We start from the raw sequence: 17,527 nt of genomic DNA on the forward strand, positions 1-17,527 counted from the left end.
ATGGGCCACTTCACGGATATTGCTGCAGACGAAAGCGGCCCCGCACCGGTGGGTGCGGGGCCGCTTTCGGTCTGACTCAGACCATGTGGGTCAGAAGGCGCGCTGGAGAACCGCCTGCTTCACCTCGGCGATGGCCTTGGTGATCTCGATGCCGCGCGGGCAGGCCTCGGTGCAGTTGAAGGTGGTGCGGCAGCGCCACACGCCTTCCTTGTCGTTGAGGATCTCGAGGCGCATGTCCCCACCCTCGTCACGCGAATCGAAGATGAAACGGTGCGCGTTGACGATCGCGGCCGGCCCGAAGTACTGGCCGTCGGTCCAGAACACGGGGCACGACGAGGTGCACGAGGCGCAGAGGATGCACTTCGTGGTGTCGTCGAAGGCCGCACGCTGCTCGGCCGACTGCAGACGCTCGCGCGTCGGCTCGTGACCAGAGGTGATGAGGAAGGGCATGATCTCGCGGTACGACTGGAAGAAGGGCTCCATGTCGACGATCATGTCCTTCTCGAGCGGCAGTCCTTTGATCGCCTCGACGGTGATCGGCTTGGACGTGTCGAGGTCCTTGAGCAGGGTCTTGCAGGCCAGGCGGTTGCGACCGTTGATGCGCATGGCATCGGAGCCGCACACGCCGTGGGCGCAGGACCGGCGGAAGGACAGCGAGCCGTCGATCTCCCACTTGATCTTGTGGAGGGCGTCGAGCACACGGTCGGTGCCGTACATCGTGACGTTGTACTCTTCCCAGTGCGGCTCCGAGTCGACCTCGGGATCGAAGCGTGCGATCCGGAAGGTGCAGTCGAAGGACGGAATGGAACCGCCTTCGCCCGAGACGCTCTGGGGCAGGTCGATCTTCGACGCTGGTTCGGCTGTTTCTGCAGTGGTGCTCATCAGTACTTACGCTCCATCGGCTGGTAACGGGTGACGATGACGGGCTTCGTCTCCAGACGCATGCCCTTGATGCCGTCGGTCTCCGCTTCGGGATCGAGGTAGGTCATCGTGTGGTGCATGAACTTCTCGTCGTCGCGATCCGGGAAGTCCTCGCGGAAGTGTCCGCCGCGGGATTCCTTGCGGTGGATGGCGGCGACGGAGATGACCTCGGCGAGCTCGAGCAGGAAGCCCAGCTCGACGGCCTCGAGCAGATCGAGGTTGTAGCGCTTTCCGCGGTCCTGGATGCCGACGTTGTTGTAGCGTTCGCGCAGTTCGGCGATCTTGTCGAGGGCTTCCCGGAGGGTCTCGTCGGTGCGGAACACCTGGACGTTGGCGTCCATGACGTCCTGCAGATCCTTGCGGATGGCACCGATGCGTTCGGTTCCGTCCGAGGTCCGCATCTTCTCGAGCAGTTCGACGACGTCGGTCTCCGGGTTCTCCGGGAGTTCGACGGAATCGGCGGTCTTCGCGTATTCCGCGGCGGCGATGCCGGCGCGCTTGCCGAAGACGTTGATGTCGAGAAGCGAGTTCGTGCCTAGGCGGTTCGAGCCGTGCACGGACACGCAGGCACACTCACCGGCCGCGTAGAGGCCGGGGATGATGTTGTCGTTGTCACCGAGGACTTCGGCCTCGATGTTCGTCGGGATGCCGCCCATCGCGTAGTGCGCGGTCGGGAACACCGGCACGGGTTCGGTGTAGGGCTCCACACCGAGGTAGGTGCGGGCGAACTCCGTGATGTCGGGCAGCTTCTCGTCGATGTGCGAGGGCTCGAGGTGGGTGAGGTCGAGGAGGACGTAGTCCTTGTTCGGTCCGCAGCCGCGGCCTTCGCGCACCTCATTGGCCATCGAACGGGCCACGATGTCACGCGGGGCAAGGTCCTTGATCGTCGGGGCGTAGCGTTCCATGAAGCGCTCACCCTCCGAGTTGCGGAGGATGCCGCCCTCACCGCGGGCCGCCTCGGAGAGCAGGATGCCGAGGCCGGCGAGGCCCGTCGGATGGAACTGGAAGAACTCCATGTCCTCGAGCGGGATGCCGCGGTTGTAGGTCACGGCCATGCCGTCGCCGGTCAGGGTGTGGGCGTTCGAGGTGGTCTTGAAGACTTTGCCGACACCCCCGGTGGCGAAGATGATCGACTTCGCCTGGAAGATGTGGATCTCACCGGTGGCCAGTTCGTAGGACACGACGCCGGCCGGGCGCTTGACCCCGTCGACCTCGGTCATGACGAGGTCGAGGACGTAGAACTCGTTGTAGAACTCGACGCCGTGCTTGACGCAGTTCTGGTAGAGGGTCTGGAGGATCATGTGACCGGTGCGGTCGGCTGCGTAGCACGAGCGGCGGACGGCGGACTTGCCGTGGTCGCGGGTGTGACCGCCGAAGCGACGCTGGTCGATCTTGCCCTCGGGGGTGCGGTTGAAGGGCAGCCCCATCTTCTCGAGATCGAGGACGGCGTCGATGGCTTCCTTGGCCATCACCTCGGCGGCGTCCTGGTCGACCAGGTAGTCACCGCCCTTGACGGTGTCGAAGGTGTGCCATTCCCAGTTGTCCTCTTCCACGTTCGCCAGTGCGGCGCACATGCCGCCCTGGGCTGCGCCGGTGTGGGAACGGGTGGGGTAGAGCTTGGTCAGCACAGCGGTGCGGGCGCGCTGTCCCGACTCGATCGCCGCACGCATGCCAGCGCCGCCGGCGCCGACGATGACGACGTCGTAATGATGTACCTGCATGTTTCTCCTTTAGGCCTTGCAGAACTCAGCCAGGACCGAGGGGTCCGCTCCGGCCGGGCAGGGATCGAACGTGAAGATGACGAGCGTGCCGAGCACGATGACGATGACCGAGGCGATGTAGAGGATCATCTGCAGAGCCATGCGTGTGCCGGGCTTCTCGGAGTAGTCCATGATGATGGTGCGCAGGCCGTTGGTGCCGTGCAGCATCGCCAGCCACAGCATGAGCAGATCCCAGATCTGCCAGAACGGGCTGGCCCACTTGCCGGCCACGAAGCCGAAGTCGATGGCCTGGACGCCGTCGCCGGCCCACAGGTTGACGAACAGGTGGCCGAAGATGAGGATCACGAGGACGACGCCGGAGACGCGCATGAACAGCCAGGCGAACATCTCGAACTTCGAGCGGGTGGACTTGTGCCGGGAATAGCCGGTCCGCGGAGCCGGAATGGATGTAGTGCTCATGTCAGCCTCCGAAGGTGTGCATCAGCTGGCGGGGGACGAAGGCGATCATGATGATGAGCCACAGAATGATGACTCCCCAGAACAGCTTCTTCTGATTTTTCGGGCCGCTCTTCGAGAAGTCGACCAGAATGACGCGAAGACCATTGAACGCATGGAATGCGATTGCGGCGACGAGCGCGATCTCACCGAATGCCATGACCGGTGTCTTGTAGGTTCCGATCACAGCGTTGTAGGCCTCGGGCGAGACGCGAACGAGGGCAGTATCGAGCACGTGGACCAGAAGGAAGAAGAAGATTCCGACGCCTGTGACGCGATGCGCGACCCAGGACCACATTCCTTCGTTTCCTCGGTACAGAGTGCCCGTAGACGCTTTGGCCACGGAGCATCCTCCATCTTGATTATTCGGGTGTGTACGTCTAGAAACTACGCTCAAGACCGCTTCCGTGCCAGTCGAGACACCACGGAGCGCGCGGGATCACACGACTACCCTGGCAATTCCCTCAAAACTGGGATTTCGTGTCTCATGGAATTTCAATTACATCACGGTCGTATGATCTAAATGATTTCCCTCACGCTCTGACCTGGGTCGTCCTGTGAGACGTCCGCCATCGCCGAGGTGGTGCCGATCGGAGGCCGGCGACCCGCGCCGAGGTGGTGGCGGGCTCGCCCGGACACCCGCGCCGAGGCGGTGCCCAGGTGAGGATGTCCCCACCGCTGGTCTGGGGTCGACCGTCGCCGACACGGCGGACAACCTCGGCGAAGCGCTGCCCGAACTCTGAGACACTGAAATCGTGAACACGCACTTCCACGCCATCATCCCCGCCGGCGGTTCCGGAACCCGTCTCTGGCCCCTTTCGCGCCGGGCGACCCCGAAGTTCCTCCACGATGTGCTCGGCCTGGGCCGCAGCCTCATCCAGGCCACCTGGGACCGGGTCGCTCCCATCGTCGGAGACGACCGCGTCTGGGTGGTCACGGGGCAGAGTCATCTCGAACAGGTCGTCGAGCAGCTGCCGGAGATCTCACGGTCGAAGATCGTCACCGAACCCTCCCCGAAGGACTCCGCCGCGGCCATCGGCCTGGCGACGATGCTCATCGCCCGGGAGGACCCTGAGGCGATCGTCGGTTCGTTCTCCGCCGATCACTCGATCACGAATGTCGACGAATTCCGGCTGGTCATCGATCAGGCCGTCGCCGCCGCCGAGACCGGCGACATCGTCACCATCGGCATCATGCCGCGCAATCCCGCGACCGCCTACGGCTACATCGAAACCGGTGAGCTGCTCGGACTCGACGGGGCGCCCACGGCCAGGCGCGCACTGGCATTCGCGGAGAAGCCCGCCGCGAGCACCGCCCGGAACTACGTGAACTCCGGTCGCTACCGCTGGAACGCCGGTATGTTCATCGCGAAGGCCACGGCACTCCTCGACGTCCTCGCCGAGGAGGACCCCGCCCTCTTCGCCGGACTCTCCCGCATCGCCGCGGCCTGGGACACCCCCGACCACGGCAGCGTGCTCGGCGAGGTCTGGCCCGGGCTGGAGAAGCGGGCCATCGACTATGTGGTGGCCGAACCTGCCGCCGCGGCCGGTCGGGTCATCGTCATCCCCGGGGACTTCGGCTGGGACGACGTCGGCGACTTCGACTCCGTGGCCCGGCTGCGCCAGCCCGTGCCCGGTGAGCCGCGCGGGGTGATCTCGATCGGCGGCAACACGGACCTGCTCGAGGTCGACGCCTCAGGGGTCGTGTTCTCCGAAGGCCCGCGGACGGTGGCCATCGTCGGTCTCGAGGACCTCGTCGTCGTCGACACCGATGACGTTCTGCTCATCACCTCGCGCTCGCACGCGCAGGATGTGAAGAAGGCCGTGTCCGTCGCCGGTGAGCGCGGACTCGACGAACTCCTCTGATTACCTGCGCACACAGGCAGGGCGTCACCCACCACCGGTCTCGGCCTGAGCACCTGCGGCCGCACCGTCGCCGGAGTATGTCGAAATTGGTCGCAATCGGGACAATTGTGACGACCAGTGCCTAGCATTGCTTCCAATGTCCGACATCGCCATCCCCGACCCGTGTTTCTCAGAAGGACCCGACGTGATCAGCTCGACTATCGCTGAGATCGGTGCAGAGCTCATCGATTTCCGCCGCGACATCCATGCCCATCCGGAACTGTCCTTCCAAGAGTTCGAGACCACCGACAAGATCGTCGCCCGCCTCGAAGCCGCCGGCCTGAAGCCTCGGCGGCTCGAGGGAACCGGCGTCGTCTGCGAAGTGGGTGAAGGCCCGGTCACCGTGGGTCTGCGCGCCGACATCGATGCCCTGCCCGTCGATGACCTCATCGACGAGGAGTTCCGCTCGACGGTGCCCGGAGTCGCCCACGCCTGCGGCCACGACGTCCACCTGACCTCGCTGATCGGCGCGGGCATCGCTCTGCAGAAGATCCACGAAACTCGGCCCGGAGGACTCGGCGGCCGGGTGCGGCTGATCTTCCAGCCCGGCGAGGAGGTGACCCCCGGCGGGGCGCTGCGCGTGATCTCGCAGGGTGTGCTCGACGACGTGCCCGAGGTCTACGCCGTCCACTGCGACCCGAACGTCGACATCGGCAAGGTCGGTTCGCGCATCGGCGCCATCACCGCTGCCGGCGACACCGTCATCATCCGCCTGTCCGGTCACGGCGGGCACACCTCCCGGCCGCACCTGACCGAGGACCTCGTGTACGCGCTGGGCAAGCTCGCCACCGATCTGCCGTCGACGCTGGGCCGCCTCATCGATCCCCGGCACGCGATCTCGCTCGTGTGGGGCGAGATCAGCTCCGGCCATGCCGCGAACGTCGTCCCCAGTGAGGGGATCCTGCGCGGGACCCTGCGCTGCCTCGACGTCGACGGATGGAACCAGGTCGCCGAGGTGCTTCCCGAGCTCGTCGACCGCATCGCCGGACCGTACGGGGTCGAGGTCGACCTCGAACATCGCCGAGGTGTCCCTCCCGTGGTCAACACCGAGGACCAGGTCACCCTCATCGAAACTGCGGTCCGCGGTGAGCTGGGGGAGAACTCCGTCCAGCTGACCCCGCAGTCGATGGGCGGGGAGGACTTCGCCTGGTACCTCACTCACTGCCCGGGCGCCCTCGTACGTCTGGGCACCCGGACTCCCGGCGGCATCACCTATGACATCCACCAGGGTGATCTGCTCATCGACGAACGCGCGGTCGAAATCGCCGCCCGCGTCTTCACTGCCACCGCACTCAAGGTCCTCGAGCGCGATCGCTGACCAGCGTTCTGACTCGGTGCCCGACTACCTCCTGTCAGGACGGGCCGATAATCTTGGCCCCATGAGGATGAGAGCCCGAGCCACCCGGATCGCCGCACTGGCCGCGGTCGGCGTCCTCACACTCAGCGCCTGCTCCGTCACGACACCCGAGGCTCTCCAGGAGCCGAAGCTCGGGTGCTTCGTCTCCGCTCCCGCCGGCTTCGACGATCATTCGGCCGGGGCGCTGACCCTGGAGGAGGCGGAGCTGGCCCGCGGTGCCGGGGTCTTCTCCGGCACCTCGAGTCAGCGTGTCTCCGGTGTCTCGGCCACCTCGGCGGCTCTGCAGCGGATGCATGACCAGGACTGCGCACTGACCTCGGTGATCGGGCCCAGCGGAGCGGGCGCACTCGGCAGCTTCGCCTCCGCCCACCCCGACGATCTGTTCCTCGGCGTCTCCAGCGGTTCGCGCGACCTGCCGAAGAACGTGCTGAGCATCGACTTCGACCTCGTGCCGCCGGCCTTCATCGCCGGCTACATCGCCGCCACCGCCAGCGAGACCGGCGAGGTCGGCGTCGTCGTCGCCCGTGGATTCCCGCAGACTGAGAAGATCCTCACCGCCTTCGACGCCGGGGTCGACCTGTACAACGAGGAGAAGGACGACGGCGCGCAGAAGGTGAAGTCCTACCGCAGCGCCTCGGCGGTCGATCGCACGATCGCCGACACCCGGGAGGCGGGGGCGGATTACTTCGGTGAGTCGTTCGACGATGACGTCGACGTGATCGTGCCCTTCGGTTCGGCGGCCGCCATGGGAGCGGTCACCTCGGCGGAGGAGGAGCGCACCGAGCTGCTCAAGGACGCGGAGAAGTCCGAGGACGGGGCCGACGAGGGGCCGAGCCTGCCGAAGATCGTCTGGTACGGAACCGCGGGAGGCTTCTCGAAGTCGATCGTCGCGACCGTCGAACCCAACGTCCGCCGCGGCCTGCGCACGATGTTCCCCGACTGGCCACAGAGTAAGAACCCCGACGAGGTGGCCCCGGCGTCGAAGGAGGAACCGGAGGAGATCGGCGGCTTCCGGGTCGGCGAGCGACGCTACCTGGGCACGCTCGACAACGGCGGGGTCCGGATCGTCGCCGAGGACGGGTTCCTCTCCCGCGTCTCCGATGCCGGCCGCGGAATCACGGACCTGCGGGAGCGGATCAAGAGCGGAGAGATCGACCCGGAGGGGTGAGACCGGGGCGGTGCGGGTCTCAGCCGAAGTGAAGTGTCATCGGATAAGCTGAGACGGTGATGAATGTACCCGCTGGCGTCGCCTCCGACGACCCCATCCTGCAGCTGCCCAAAGTCTCCCTCCACGATCACCTCGACGGCGGTCTGCGCCCGTCGACGATGATCGAGCTGGCCGATCGCATCGGCCACACCCTGCCGGCCGCCGACGCCGAGTCGCTGGGGAAGTGGTTCTCCGAATCCGCGAACTCCGGTGACCTCGTCCGCTACCTCGAGACGTTCACCCACACCGTTGCACTCATGCAGGACCGTGAGGGTCTGCACCGAGTCGCCAAGGAATGGGTCCTCGACCAGGTCGCCGACGGCGTGTTCTACGCCGAGGCCCGCTGGGCTCCCGAACAGCACCTCGAAGGCGGACTCGAACTCGATGAGGTCGTCGACGCCGTGCAGGGAGGCCTCGAAGCAGGCGTCTCCGAGGCGGCCGCCGATGGCAAGTTCATCCGCGTCGGTCAGCTCATCACCGCGATGCGTCAGGCCGAGAACTCCCTGGCGATCGCCGAGCTGGCCATCCGCCACCGTGAGAAGGGCTCGGAATCCGGTGTCGTCGGCTTCGACATCGCCGGACCGGAGAAGGGCTTCCCGCCGTCGGCGCACCTCTCGGCGTTCAACGCCCTGCACCAGGCCTATGTGCCGTTGACGATCCACGCCGGAGAGGCCGCGGGCAAGGAGTCCATCCACGAGGCCGTGACCATCTGCCATGCGCAGCGCCTGGGTCACGGCGCCCGCATCGTCGAGGACATGGACATCGTCGAAGGGGAGGGCCAGCTCGGCAGCCTCGCCGCATGGGTGCTCGATCAGCAGATTCCGCTCGAGCTGTGCCCGAGTTCGAACCTGCAGACCGACATCGGCGGAACCATCGCGACCCACCCGATCACCGGGCTGAAGGACCTCGGCTTCGCCGTCACCATCAACCCGGACAACCGGCTGATGTCGGGCACCTCGGTGACCCGTGAGATGCGACTGCTCGTCGACGAGGCCGGATGGACGCAGACGGACCTCGAATGGGCCACCGTCAACGCGGTGACCGCTGCCTTCCTGCCCTTGGATGTGCGCGAGCGCATGCTCGACGAGATCCTCATTCCGGGATTCGCTCGGGTGACCATTTGAGTCCACGCAATGACGGCACCGCTGCGGCCGGGGGCTCCCCGGAGCCGGATGGCCACGGTGTGTCCACTCCGCGAGAGATGCTGCTGGTCGTGGTGGTGCTCGGCGTCCAGGCGCTGGCCCTCGTCGGTGCGGCGGTGTCGTTCCTCATCGCGGCCTTCGGGGCGGGACAGCTGGCGACCTCGCTCATCGGCCTCGCCGTCATGTTCCTCATCTTCGCCGCCGGAATCGCGGCGGCGGCCCGAGGAGCCTGGCGCCTGCACCGGTGGGCCCGGCCGGCGTCGATCGCCTTCGAACTGCTCGTCATCGTGTTCGGGTTCTCCGTCATCGGCGGAACCCTGTGGCTGGGGCTGGTGTGCCTCGTCTCCGCCATCGCCGTGATCTTGGGATTCTTCCTCCCGGCAACCGTCGACGCCTACAACCGCGCCCTGGCCGAGTAGTCTGTCTCACCGAGGCGGCGCCGGAGGCGACCATTTCTGGACGCTCGCGGCCTGAGCCGCGATGAGCCTCCCAGGAACTGCTGCGAAAGCCGCGTCTCGGAGGCCGGCGAGCAGCGGGTTCTCGAGTTGGAACAGTTGCCCCATGAGCCGGGACTTCTTCGCGATGGACTGCGTCCGCGGCCGGCGCATCGCGTCGAAACGTCGCAGGGCCGCAGTGAGTTCCGGGTCCGTGTCGGGCTGTCGGTCCGCGTCGGGTTCGTGGCCCGTGTCGGATTTCGCACCCGCCCCGAGGTCGGACGACGGTTCGGACGCGCGTTCGGCACCGTCTCCAGCGCCGCGGTGCACGAGCAGCGGGGCCAGCAGGGCGGAGAGCGTGGCTGCATCCTCCAATGCCTGCCCGCCTCCCTGCCCGAGGTTCGGCGTCATCGCGTGCGCGGCATCGCCGAGGAGCACGACCCGACCGTCGTGATACGTGCGCAGCGGACGGCTGAGGTCGCAGATCGCGGTGCGGGCGACCGCCTCGGCGTCGGTGGCGTCGATGAGTTCGGCGATGGGGGAGTGCCAGCGGGAGAACATCTGCTCGACCGTGGCCTTCTCATCAGCGAAGCTCGCGTGCTCGGGCATGTTCGCCACAGCGAACCAGTAGACCCGGCCGTCGGCCAGCGGGGCGATCCCGAAGCGACGCCCGTGTCCGACCGATTCCCCGGCCTCACCGTCGAGATCCACCGGCACCGAGGTGATGCCCCGCCACGCCGAGTACCCCGAGTACCGCGGGGCCACCGCTTCCCCGGCGACGCTGGTGCGGATGCGACTGTGGAGACCATCGGCTCCGACGATGAGGTCGAAGCGATCCTCGGCAGTCGGCAGCGGCCCTCCGGTCCTGACGGCATGGTCGGATCGGGTGGACCCAATGGGAGCACTGGGGCCAACAGGACCGGTAGAGCCAGCGGGACCATCTGGAGCCGTGGGACCAGCGGAATCAGCAGAGCCGGTGGCGAAGGCCAGTGTTCCGTCAGCTCGAGCCGCAACCGCCTCGGCGCCGGTGCGCACGGTTCCGGGCTCAAGTGCATCGAGAAGGATGCGGTGGAGATCGGCGCGGTCGACGATGCGCAGGGCGCCGACCGAACCATTGGGCACACGGGCGATCCACCGTCCGTCGGAACGGCGCTGACCTGCGGTGAAGCCTTCCACGCTGCTGTCGGTGACGGCGTCGAACTCATCGCGCAGGCCTAAGGCGTCCAAGGCGGCCAGGCCGTTGGCGAAGATCGACAGCCCCGAACCGCCGGCTCTGACCTCGGGCGCGCGTTCGAACACGGTGACCTCGGCGCCGGTTCTCTGCAGCCCCACAGCTGCCGAGAGTCCGCCGATTCCGGCTCCGACGATCGCGATTCTCATAGCCGCATCATCCCATGGCTTCCTGCTGCCGCTTCAGTGGTCGAAACGGTCGGTGCTGTGCCCGGGCGGCGTCGGGTCGTTGGACCGCTGCGGGAGGCCGTCAGGCTACTGGAGGTATTCGCCGCAGGCCTCGGTGAGGAAGTCGCCGGCGACGCCGCCCTCTTCGCCGAGGCTGATCGCCGTCATCTGGATACCCCACCACACGCGCGGCGAGCCGCCCCACTGCTGGCGGAACTCTTCGCGCCGGTCGGGATCATCGGCGAGGTCGTCGGCGGCGAGGCCGATCCGGTCCTGCGCATCGTCGGCGGTGCAGCGTTTCTCATCGTCAGGGCCCTTCGGGTCGAGCTCCGGGATGGCTTTGTCGTCGACGGTCTTGAGCGTGTAGGCGGAGTTGCCGATCTCCTCGACGTCGAAGGTGCCGTGGATGAGCAGGAACGGCGAGAGGTCGTCGTCGACGTTCTTCGCATCGACGGTGACGCTCACGCTGTCGGGACTGTCGGCGGTCACGGTCATCTCACCGGAGTCGGGCACCTCGGGGTTGCCGGTGTGGACGTAGACCTTGAGGTAGGCGGGAGTCTTCTTCTCGGCCGCCTCGGCGAGCCCCTGCCACAGCGGATCCGTGTCCTTCTGACCGCCAGGGGAGGAGTCGACGACGGTGACGTCGGGAGCGTCCTTGGGGGTCTCGATCGGGGTGACCTCCTCCTTGCTCACCGAAGGGCGCTCCTGGGGACGGGTCTCCTCGGGCGTCGACACGCAAGCCGTCGTCGTGGCCAGCAGGGCAGCGGCGGACAGAAGGGCAAGTGGTCGAAGTCGCATGGTTCCTCGAAGTCATATCGGAGTCCGGGTGAGACATGGGCGCACCGGTGGTGAGCATCCTGGTCTCCAGCCTAATGTCCGGGTGCCCGCGAGCCCGGGCTGACGCGCGGCACAGTGTCGAAAGCGCGTTACACAGCGTTGAAAGCACGCGGCGCGAAGCATCGAAAGCGTCAGGCGCCGGGCCGACCGCGTCAGATACCCCGCCGACTCAGCCCTGTCGAGCTTCGGCGATGAGCTCGCGCAGACCCTGCCTCTGCTGGCCATGGGAGTCGAAGTTCGCGTCATCGAGCCAGTTCAGATAGGCCGTGCGCAGCGCCGGCCATTCGGAGTCGATGATGGAGAACCATGCGGTGTCGCGATTGCGGCCCTTGACGATGAGATGCTGTCGGAACAGTCCCTCGAAGGTGAAGCCGAAGCGTTCGGCCGCCCGCTTCGACGGCGCATTCGCGTCATCGCATTTCCATTCGAAGCGGCGGTAGCCGGCGGAGAAGGCGAAATCGGCGCAGAGGAAGAGTGCCTCGGTGGCCGCTCGGGTCCGCGACAGGGCGGGGCCCCACAGGACGTGTCCGACCTCGATGACGCCATTGGCCGTATCAATGCGCATGAGCGCCTGCCGGCCGACTGCATCACCGGTGGACCGGTCGACGACGGCGAAGAAGAGGGGATCGGAACTGTCGGCCGCCTCGGCGATCCAGGAATCGAATTCCGCACGATCGGTCTGCGGGGTCTGCGGCAGGTAGCGGAACCGCTCCTCGATGCCCTCGGGCGCGGAGACCACAGCGAAGAGCGCATCCGCGTGTGCGGACGGATCGAGTGGTTCGAGGTCGACGAAGCGACCATGGATCGTCTTGCGCCGAGGCGGCTGTGCGCCGGCGTAGTCCCTGAGCTCATCGGTCATGGCTGGCTCCTCATCGTCGGGGTCGGCGGTGTGGTTATGGCGTCGGGGTGCGCCCGGCAGCGGGCGGTCGGGGATCGTCGGGACCAGGGTGGCCGGGGCCGGGGGATCGGCGGACTCACTCTTCGTCGCTGTCGAAGCCCGTGGACAGTTCACGCAGCAGGGAAGCGAGCTTGCGGCTGCCGGCGGGGGTGAGCCCGCTGAGGATGTCGCGTTCCTTGAGCAGCAGATCCGCCAGGGCCGAATCGACCGTGGCGCGACCGCTGTCGGTCAGCTGAACGAGAACACCGCGACGATCGCCGGGGTCAGGACGCCGCTCGACCCAGCCGCGGGCGACGAGACGGTCGATGCGGTTGGTCATGGTGCCGCTGGTGACCAGGGTCTCCTGGAGCAGGGTCGAGGGGGAGAGCTGGTACGGCTCGCCGGAACGGCGCAGCGCGGAGAGCACGTCGAAAGCCCAGCCTTCGATTCCGTAGTCGGAGAAGCTGGCCTTCCGCGCGAGGTCCAGCTGCCGGGCCAGACGCGAGACACGGGAGAGGATCTCCATCGGCGAGACGTCGAGATCCGGACGTTCGTGTCGCCAGGCTGCGACTATTCGATCCACTTCGTCCATGAACCGATTTTACGTCCATATCAAGAATCTTGACCACAAAGATACTTCTTGACGAGACATTGCTTACTCTCAAGGGTCCATCTAACCTGCGGGGTTGGATGGACGGGTGCGTTTGGGAATATGGTTGTCCTTGGTTGTTGCATCCGTCAACGAACCTGCAAGGGCAGACCGCCCGGCAGTGAGAGCGAAGGAATACACGTGGATCTTTTCGAGTATCAAGCACGTGACCTGTTCGAGAAGCACGGAGTGCCCGTGCTCAAGGCCCAGGTCGCGACGACGCCAGAAGAAGCGAAGAAGGCAGCTGAGGATCTGGGCGGCGGCGTGGTCGTCGTCAAGTCGCAGGTCAAGATCGGCGGCCGCGGCAAGGCCGGCGGCGTCAAGGTCGCGAAGAACCCCGACGAGGCCGAAGCGCGCGCCGAGGACATCCTCGGACTCGACATCAAGGGCCACATCACCGAAAAGGTGATGATCGCCGAGGGTGCCGACATCGCTGAGGAGTATTACTTCTCCGTCCTGCTCGACCGGTCCAACCGCACCTACCTGGCCATGTGCTCCAAGGAAGGCGGAATGGAGATCGAGCAGCTCGCCGTGGAACGCCCGGAAGCGCTCGCCAAGATCCCCGTCTCGGCCATCGACGGCATCAACGCCGAGAAGGCTGCCGAGATCGCCGAGGCTGCCGGCTTCGACGCCGACACCGCTGCGAAGATCGCCCCCGTGCTGACCAGCCTGTGGACCGTCTTCGAGTCCGAAGACGCCACCCTGGTCGAGGTCAACCCGCTGGTCAAGACCGGTGCCGGTGACATCATCGCCCTCGACGGCAAGGTCTCCCTCGACGACAATGCCGACTTCCGCCACAAGGAGCACGAGGAGCTGCGCGACATCAGCGCGGAGAACCCGCTCGAGCTCAAGGCCAAGAAGCTCGACCTCAACTACGTCAAGCTCGACGGTGAGGTCGGCATCATCGGCAACGGCGCGGGTCTGGTCATGTCGACCCTCGACGTCGTCGCCTACGCCGGTGAGAACCACAACGGCGTCAAGCCCGCGAACTTCCTCGACATCGGAGGCGGCGCCTCGGCCGAGGTCATGGCCAACGGACTCGACGTCATCCTCGGCGATGACCAGGTGAAGTCCGTCTTCGTCAACGTCTTCGGCGGAATCACCGCCTGTGACGCGGTGGCTGACGGCATCGTCAAGGCCCTCGAGATCCTCGGTGATCAGGCCACGAAGCCGCTCGTCGTCCGCCTCGACGGCAACAACGTCGACGAGGGACGCGCCATCCTCAAGAATGCCGCGCACCCGCTCGTCACACTCACTGACACGATGGACGGTGGAGCCGACAAGGCCGCCGAACTGGCTGCTGCCAAGTAAGGAAAGGTCTTTACAACAATGTCTATCTTCCTGAATTCCGATTCGAAGATCATCGTCCAGGGCATCACCGGCGGAGAGGGCTCGAAGCACACCGCCCGTATGCTCGCCGCGGGATCGAACGTCGTCGGCGGTGTCAACGCCCGCAAGGCCGGCACCACCGTGAAGCACAACGACAAGGACGGCAACGAGGTCGAGCTGCCCGTCTTCGGTTCCGTCGCCGAGGCGATGGAAGCCACCGGTGCCGATGTGTCCGTGGCCTTCGTGCCGCCGGCATTCTCCAAGGACGCCGCGATCGAGGCCATCGACGCCAAGATCGGTCTGCTCGTCATCATCACCGAGGGCATCCCGGTGCAGGACTCGGCCGAGGTCTGGGCCCGTGCGCAGGCGGCTGGAAACGCCACCCGCATCATCGGACCCAACTGCCCGGGCATCATCACCCCCGGTGAGTCGCTGGCAGGCATCATCCCGGCCAACATCACGAAGAAGGGCAAGCTGGGTCTCGTCTCGAAGTCCGGCACCCTGACCTACCAGATGATGTACGAGCTGCGTGACCTCGGCTTCTCGACCGCCATCGGCATCGGCGGAGACCCGGTCATCGGCACCACGCACATCGATGCGCTCGAAGCGTTCGAGGCCGACCCGGAGACCGAAGCGATCGTCATGATCGGCGAGATCGGCGGCGACGCCGAGGAGCGTGCCGCGGCCTTCATCAAGGACAACGTGTCGAAGCCGGTCGTCGGCTACGTCGCAGGCTTCACCGCTCCCGAGGGCAAGACCATGGGCCACGCCGGCGCCATCGTCTCCGGCTCCTCGGGAACCGCTCAGGCCAAGAAGGAAGCGCTCGAGGCTGCAGGCGTCAAGGTCGGCAAGACCCCGACCGAGACTGCCGAGCTCATGCGCGGACTCCTCGCCTGAGTCGAGCACTCCCGCAACAGGTGAGCGCCTGACCAGCAGGTAACTGGCAGGTAGCCCGCACACAACTGTCCCTTTGAAGTGCACACGTAGTGAATCTATGCACTGCGTCTGCACTTCAAAGGGACAGTTGTCGTCTGGAGGGTCTGTGGGCAGGCACCAGGGTGCCGCCAGCGGTTGTTCGTGACGCCGACGGTGGTGTGTGCTGCTGCCGAGAGGGGATAGTCTGAGAGCGTGAACGCCCAGACACCTGATCAGACAGCGCAGTCGCAGAACCCTGCGGACACCCTCATCAATTCCGGCACCGCCGCTCCGCCCGTCGACACCAGCCCGGATGCGCACCCGCGCAACTTCGGCTCCGACAACTGGGCCGGCGTCCACCCGGAGGTGCTCGACGCCATCGCCGAAGCCAACGTCGGCCACACTCCCGGCTACGGCGGGGACCCGTGGACGTCCCGCTTCCACGACATCACGGCCCACCACTTCGGACCCAAAGCCCAGGCGTTTCCAGTCTTCAACGGCACCGGCGCCAATGTCCTGGCCCTGCAGTCAGCTCTGCCGCGGTGGGCAGCGGTGATCACGACCGCCTCGGCACATATCAACTACGACGAGACCGGCGCCCCGGAGAAGGTCGGCGGACTCAAGATCGTCGGCGCCGCCACCGAGGACGGCAAGCTCACCCCCGAGACCATCGAGTCCGCGATCATCGGCCGCGGCCACGAGCACAATGCACAGCCGCTGGCAGTGAGCATCTCCGAGTCCACCGAATGGGGCACGACCTACACCCCCGACGAGATCGCGACCATCGCGGCCACCGCCCACGATCTCGACATGATCGTCCACGTCGACGGGTCCCGTCTCGGCAATGCGGCGGCTCACCTCGGCGTCGGGTTAGGCGACATCACCTCCGCCGTCGGCGTCGACATCGTCAGCCTCGGCGGGGCGAAGAACGGCCTGCTCGGCGCCGAGGCGGTCGTCGTCCTCAATCCCGACATCGGCCACGGCATGCGCTTCCTGCGCAAGATGAACCTGCAGCTGGCGTCGAAGATGCGCTTCCTCTCCGCGCAGCTGAATGCGCTCTACGAGGGCGACCTGTGGCGGAACTCGGCCACCCGGTCCAATGAGATGGCGAAATACCTCGCCGACGAACTCGCCGAGGTGGCCGCCAGCGGCCGTGTCCCCGGACTCGAGATCGTGCAGAAGGTCGAATCGAACGTTGTCTTCGTGCGTATGCCCGCCGAGGTGGCCACCCGCGCCCGACAGACGTTCGCCTTCGCGGACTGGCCCTTGGAGAAGGGCATCGTCCGCCTCATGTGCGCGTTCGATACGACAACCGAGGACGTCGACGCCCTCGTCGCCGCGATCGCAGGGAACTGACCGCTCGCCGAAGACCGCGAAATCATTTCGTGAGGTCGAGATCGACGATGGTCGATACCCGTCCGAGACGAAGATCGAAGAGAAGAAACACCGACGAAAGAAGATGGATGAAGAAGGCCTTTGTTCCTGCCCTGACAATTCTGCTCGTGCTCATCATCGGAGTGATCGGATACATCCTCAATTCGGCGCCCACAGCAGATGACGAGGCGACAGGAGACTCGGACAGCTGTGACGTCTCGGCTTACACCATGGGTGTGAAATGGCAACAGCAGAGCGCCGAGGCGGTGGCCCTTCAGGGCCAGACCTACGGTATGGCCACGCGAGCGCTCGACAAAGCTGTCGCTGACGCCCCGGAAGGAGAGGACCTGGCCATCATGACCGACCTCGACGAGACGGCCATCGACAATTCGAAGCTCTTGGCTCGCGATATCGCCGAATGCCACGACTTCAGCGGCTGGGATACCTGGGATGACTGGGAGAAGAACGGAGAGCCGACTCTCATCCCCGGCGCTGCCGAGTTCTTCGACCATGCTGACGAACTCGGTGTCGACATCTACTACGTGTCCGACCGGACCGAGGAGAACCGTGCTGAGAACGTCGCGACTCTCGCTCAGTTGGGCCTGCCGCAGGCCCATGACGAGCACGTCCTGCTTCTCGGACCGCCGAAAGCCGAACGACGAGCACAAGTCGAATCGGGCCACACGCTGCTTATGCAGCTCGGGGATTCGCTGCACGACTTCGACGGCGCATTCGCGGACGCTTCCGTTGAAAAGCAGCGGGAACTCGTGGAGAAGAACCGAGCGAAATTCGGGTCCGAGTGGATGATCTTGCCGAACCCGACATATGGCGACTGGAGCGAGTCCGACCTGGACGAGTGGAAAGCGCCGGTCCGCACCGACGACTGAGCACATCCACAATTGGAGCCGAGACACCGCCGGAGCGCCGAGACACCTGTGCACACAGCGTGGTCTCGGCGCTCCGGCGG

General features: G+C 66.0%; 17 protein-coding genes. 9 read left to right on the forward strand and 8 right to left on the reverse strand.

The features are described from left to right. Window positions 1-90: 90 nt before the first annotated feature. Genes HK401_RS17430 through sdhC form a run of 4 tightly spaced genes read right to left on the reverse strand, consistent with a single transcriptional unit; the run spans window position 91 to window position 3,480 of the window. A complete protein-coding gene (locus tag HK401_RS17430) occupies window positions 91-882 on the reverse strand; it encodes a succinate dehydrogenase iron-sulfur subunit (protein WP_181275926.1) in 792 nt (263 codons plus the stop codon). After that, the gene (gene sdhA / locus HK401_RS17435; RefSeq protein WP_181275927.1) at window positions 882-2,642 is read right to left on the reverse strand and encodes a succinate dehydrogenase flavoprotein subunit; all 1,761 of its coding nucleotides are present in this window, start codon (window positions 2,640-2,642) and stop codon (window positions 882-884) included. The genes HK401_RS17430 and sdhA overlap by 1 nt, the downstream gene beginning before the upstream one ends. Window positions 2,643-2,651: 9 nt before the next feature. Continuing rightward, window positions 2,652-3,101, reverse strand: coding sequence for a succinate dehydrogenase hydrophobic membrane anchor subunit (locus HK401_RS17440; protein ID WP_181275928.1), 450 nt, complete (start codon window positions 3,099-3,101; stop codon window positions 2,652-2,654). A 1-nt stretch (window position 3,102) separates the two neighbouring features. Beyond that, complete coding sequence (gene sdhC, locus HK401_RS17445; RefSeq protein ID WP_166973017.1) at window positions 3,103-3,480, reverse strand: succinate dehydrogenase, cytochrome b556 subunit; 378 nt, start codon at window positions 3,478-3,480, stop codon at window positions 3,103-3,105. A 412-nt stretch (window positions 3,481-3,892) separates the two neighbouring features. On the opposite strand from sdhC, the gene HK401_RS17450 reads away from it, so the two are divergent. The 5 genes from HK401_RS17450 (at window position 3,893) to HK401_RS17470 (ending at window position 9,166) form a co-directional block, all read left to right on the forward strand. Next, window positions 3,893-5,002, forward strand: a complete 1,110-nt coding sequence (locus HK401_RS17450; RefSeq protein WP_181275929.1) for a mannose-1-phosphate guanylyltransferase — start codon at window positions 3,893-3,895, stop codon at window positions 5,000-5,002. A gap of 184 nt (window positions 5,003-5,186) precedes the next feature. After that, complete coding sequence (locus tag HK401_RS17455) at window positions 5,187-6,359, forward strand: amidohydrolase (RefSeq protein WP_181275930.1); 1,173 nt, start codon at window positions 5,187-5,189, stop codon at window positions 6,357-6,359. 61 nt (window positions 6,360-6,420) lie between these two features. Next, the gene (locus HK401_RS17460) at window positions 6,421-7,566 is read left to right on the forward strand and encodes a BMP family ABC transporter substrate-binding protein (RefSeq protein ID WP_258234310.1); all 1,146 of its coding nucleotides are present in this window, start codon (window positions 6,421-6,423) and stop codon (window positions 7,564-7,566) included. A gap of 59 nt (window positions 7,567-7,625) precedes the next feature. Continuing rightward, entirely contained in the window at window positions 7,626-8,729 is a 1,104-nt protein-coding gene (locus tag HK401_RS17465) for an adenosine deaminase (protein WP_181275931.1), read from the forward strand. After that, window positions 8,726-9,166: a hypothetical protein gene (locus HK401_RS17470; RefSeq protein WP_258234311.1), complete on the forward strand. Its 441-nt coding sequence runs from the start codon at window positions 8,726-8,728 to the stop codon at window positions 9,164-9,166. Before HK401_RS17465 ends, HK401_RS17470 begins: the two co-directional genes overlap by 4 nt. Before the next feature lie 6 nt (window positions 9,167-9,172). Here the strand turns inward: HK401_RS17470 and HK401_RS21115 are convergent, their stop codons facing one another. From HK401_RS21115 to HK401_RS17495, 4 genes are all read right to left on the reverse strand, one after another. Beyond that, window positions 9,173-10,561 (reverse strand): FAD-dependent monooxygenase, encoded by a 1,389-nt coding sequence (locus tag HK401_RS21115; protein ID WP_309136036.1) that lies wholly within the window; start codon window positions 10,559-10,561, stop codon window positions 9,173-9,175. Between the two features lie 105 nt (window positions 10,562-10,666). Beyond that, window positions 10,667-11,377: a hypothetical protein gene (locus HK401_RS17485; RefSeq protein WP_181275932.1), complete on the reverse strand. Its 711-nt coding sequence runs from the start codon at window positions 11,375-11,377 to the stop codon at window positions 10,667-10,669. Between the two features lie 208 nt (window positions 11,378-11,585). Beyond that, on the reverse strand, window positions 11,586-12,275 hold the full coding sequence (locus HK401_RS17490; protein ID WP_181275933.1) for a GNAT family N-acetyltransferase: 690 nt from the start codon (window positions 12,273-12,275) through the stop codon (window positions 11,586-11,588). 115 nt (window positions 12,276-12,390) lie between these two features. Further along, window positions 12,391-12,885 carry a MarR family winged helix-turn-helix transcriptional regulator gene (locus HK401_RS17495; protein ID WP_181275934.1) on the reverse strand — a complete coding sequence of 165 codons (495 nt, stop codon included), beginning with the start codon at window positions 12,883-12,885 and terminating at the stop codon, window positions 12,391-12,393. A 198-nt stretch (window positions 12,886-13,083) separates the two neighbouring features. Here HK401_RS17495 and sucC point away from each other — a divergent pair, with 198 nt between their 5' ends. From sucC to HK401_RS17515, 4 genes are all read left to right on the forward strand, one after another. Further along, window positions 13,084-14,253, forward strand: a complete 1,170-nt coding sequence (gene sucC / locus HK401_RS17500; RefSeq protein WP_181275935.1) for an ADP-forming succinate--CoA ligase subunit beta — start codon at window positions 13,084-13,086, stop codon at window positions 14,251-14,253. A gap of 18 nt (window positions 14,254-14,271) precedes the next feature. Continuing rightward, on the forward strand, window positions 14,272-15,168 hold the full coding sequence (gene sucD / locus HK401_RS17505; protein ID WP_181275936.1) for a succinate--CoA ligase subunit alpha: 897 nt from the start codon (window positions 14,272-14,274) through the stop codon (window positions 15,166-15,168). Window positions 15,169-15,456: 288 nt separating this feature from the next. Then, complete coding sequence (locus HK401_RS17510) at window positions 15,457-16,542, forward strand: threonine aldolase family protein (RefSeq protein WP_309136043.1); 1,086 nt, start codon at window positions 15,457-15,459, stop codon at window positions 16,540-16,542. A 107-nt stretch (window positions 16,543-16,649) separates the two neighbouring features. After that, window positions 16,650-17,447 carry an HAD family acid phosphatase gene (locus tag HK401_RS17515; RefSeq protein ID WP_181275938.1) on the forward strand — a complete coding sequence of 266 codons (798 nt, stop codon included), beginning with the start codon at window positions 16,650-16,652 and terminating at the stop codon, window positions 17,445-17,447. The last annotated feature ends 80 nt before the right edge of the window (window positions 17,448-17,527 follow it).

The sequence above is a fragment of the Brevibacterium oceani genome (genome assembly GCF_013623835.1).
GTDB lineage: Bacteria > Actinomycetota > Actinomycetes > Actinomycetales > Brevibacteriaceae > Brevibacterium > Brevibacterium oceani.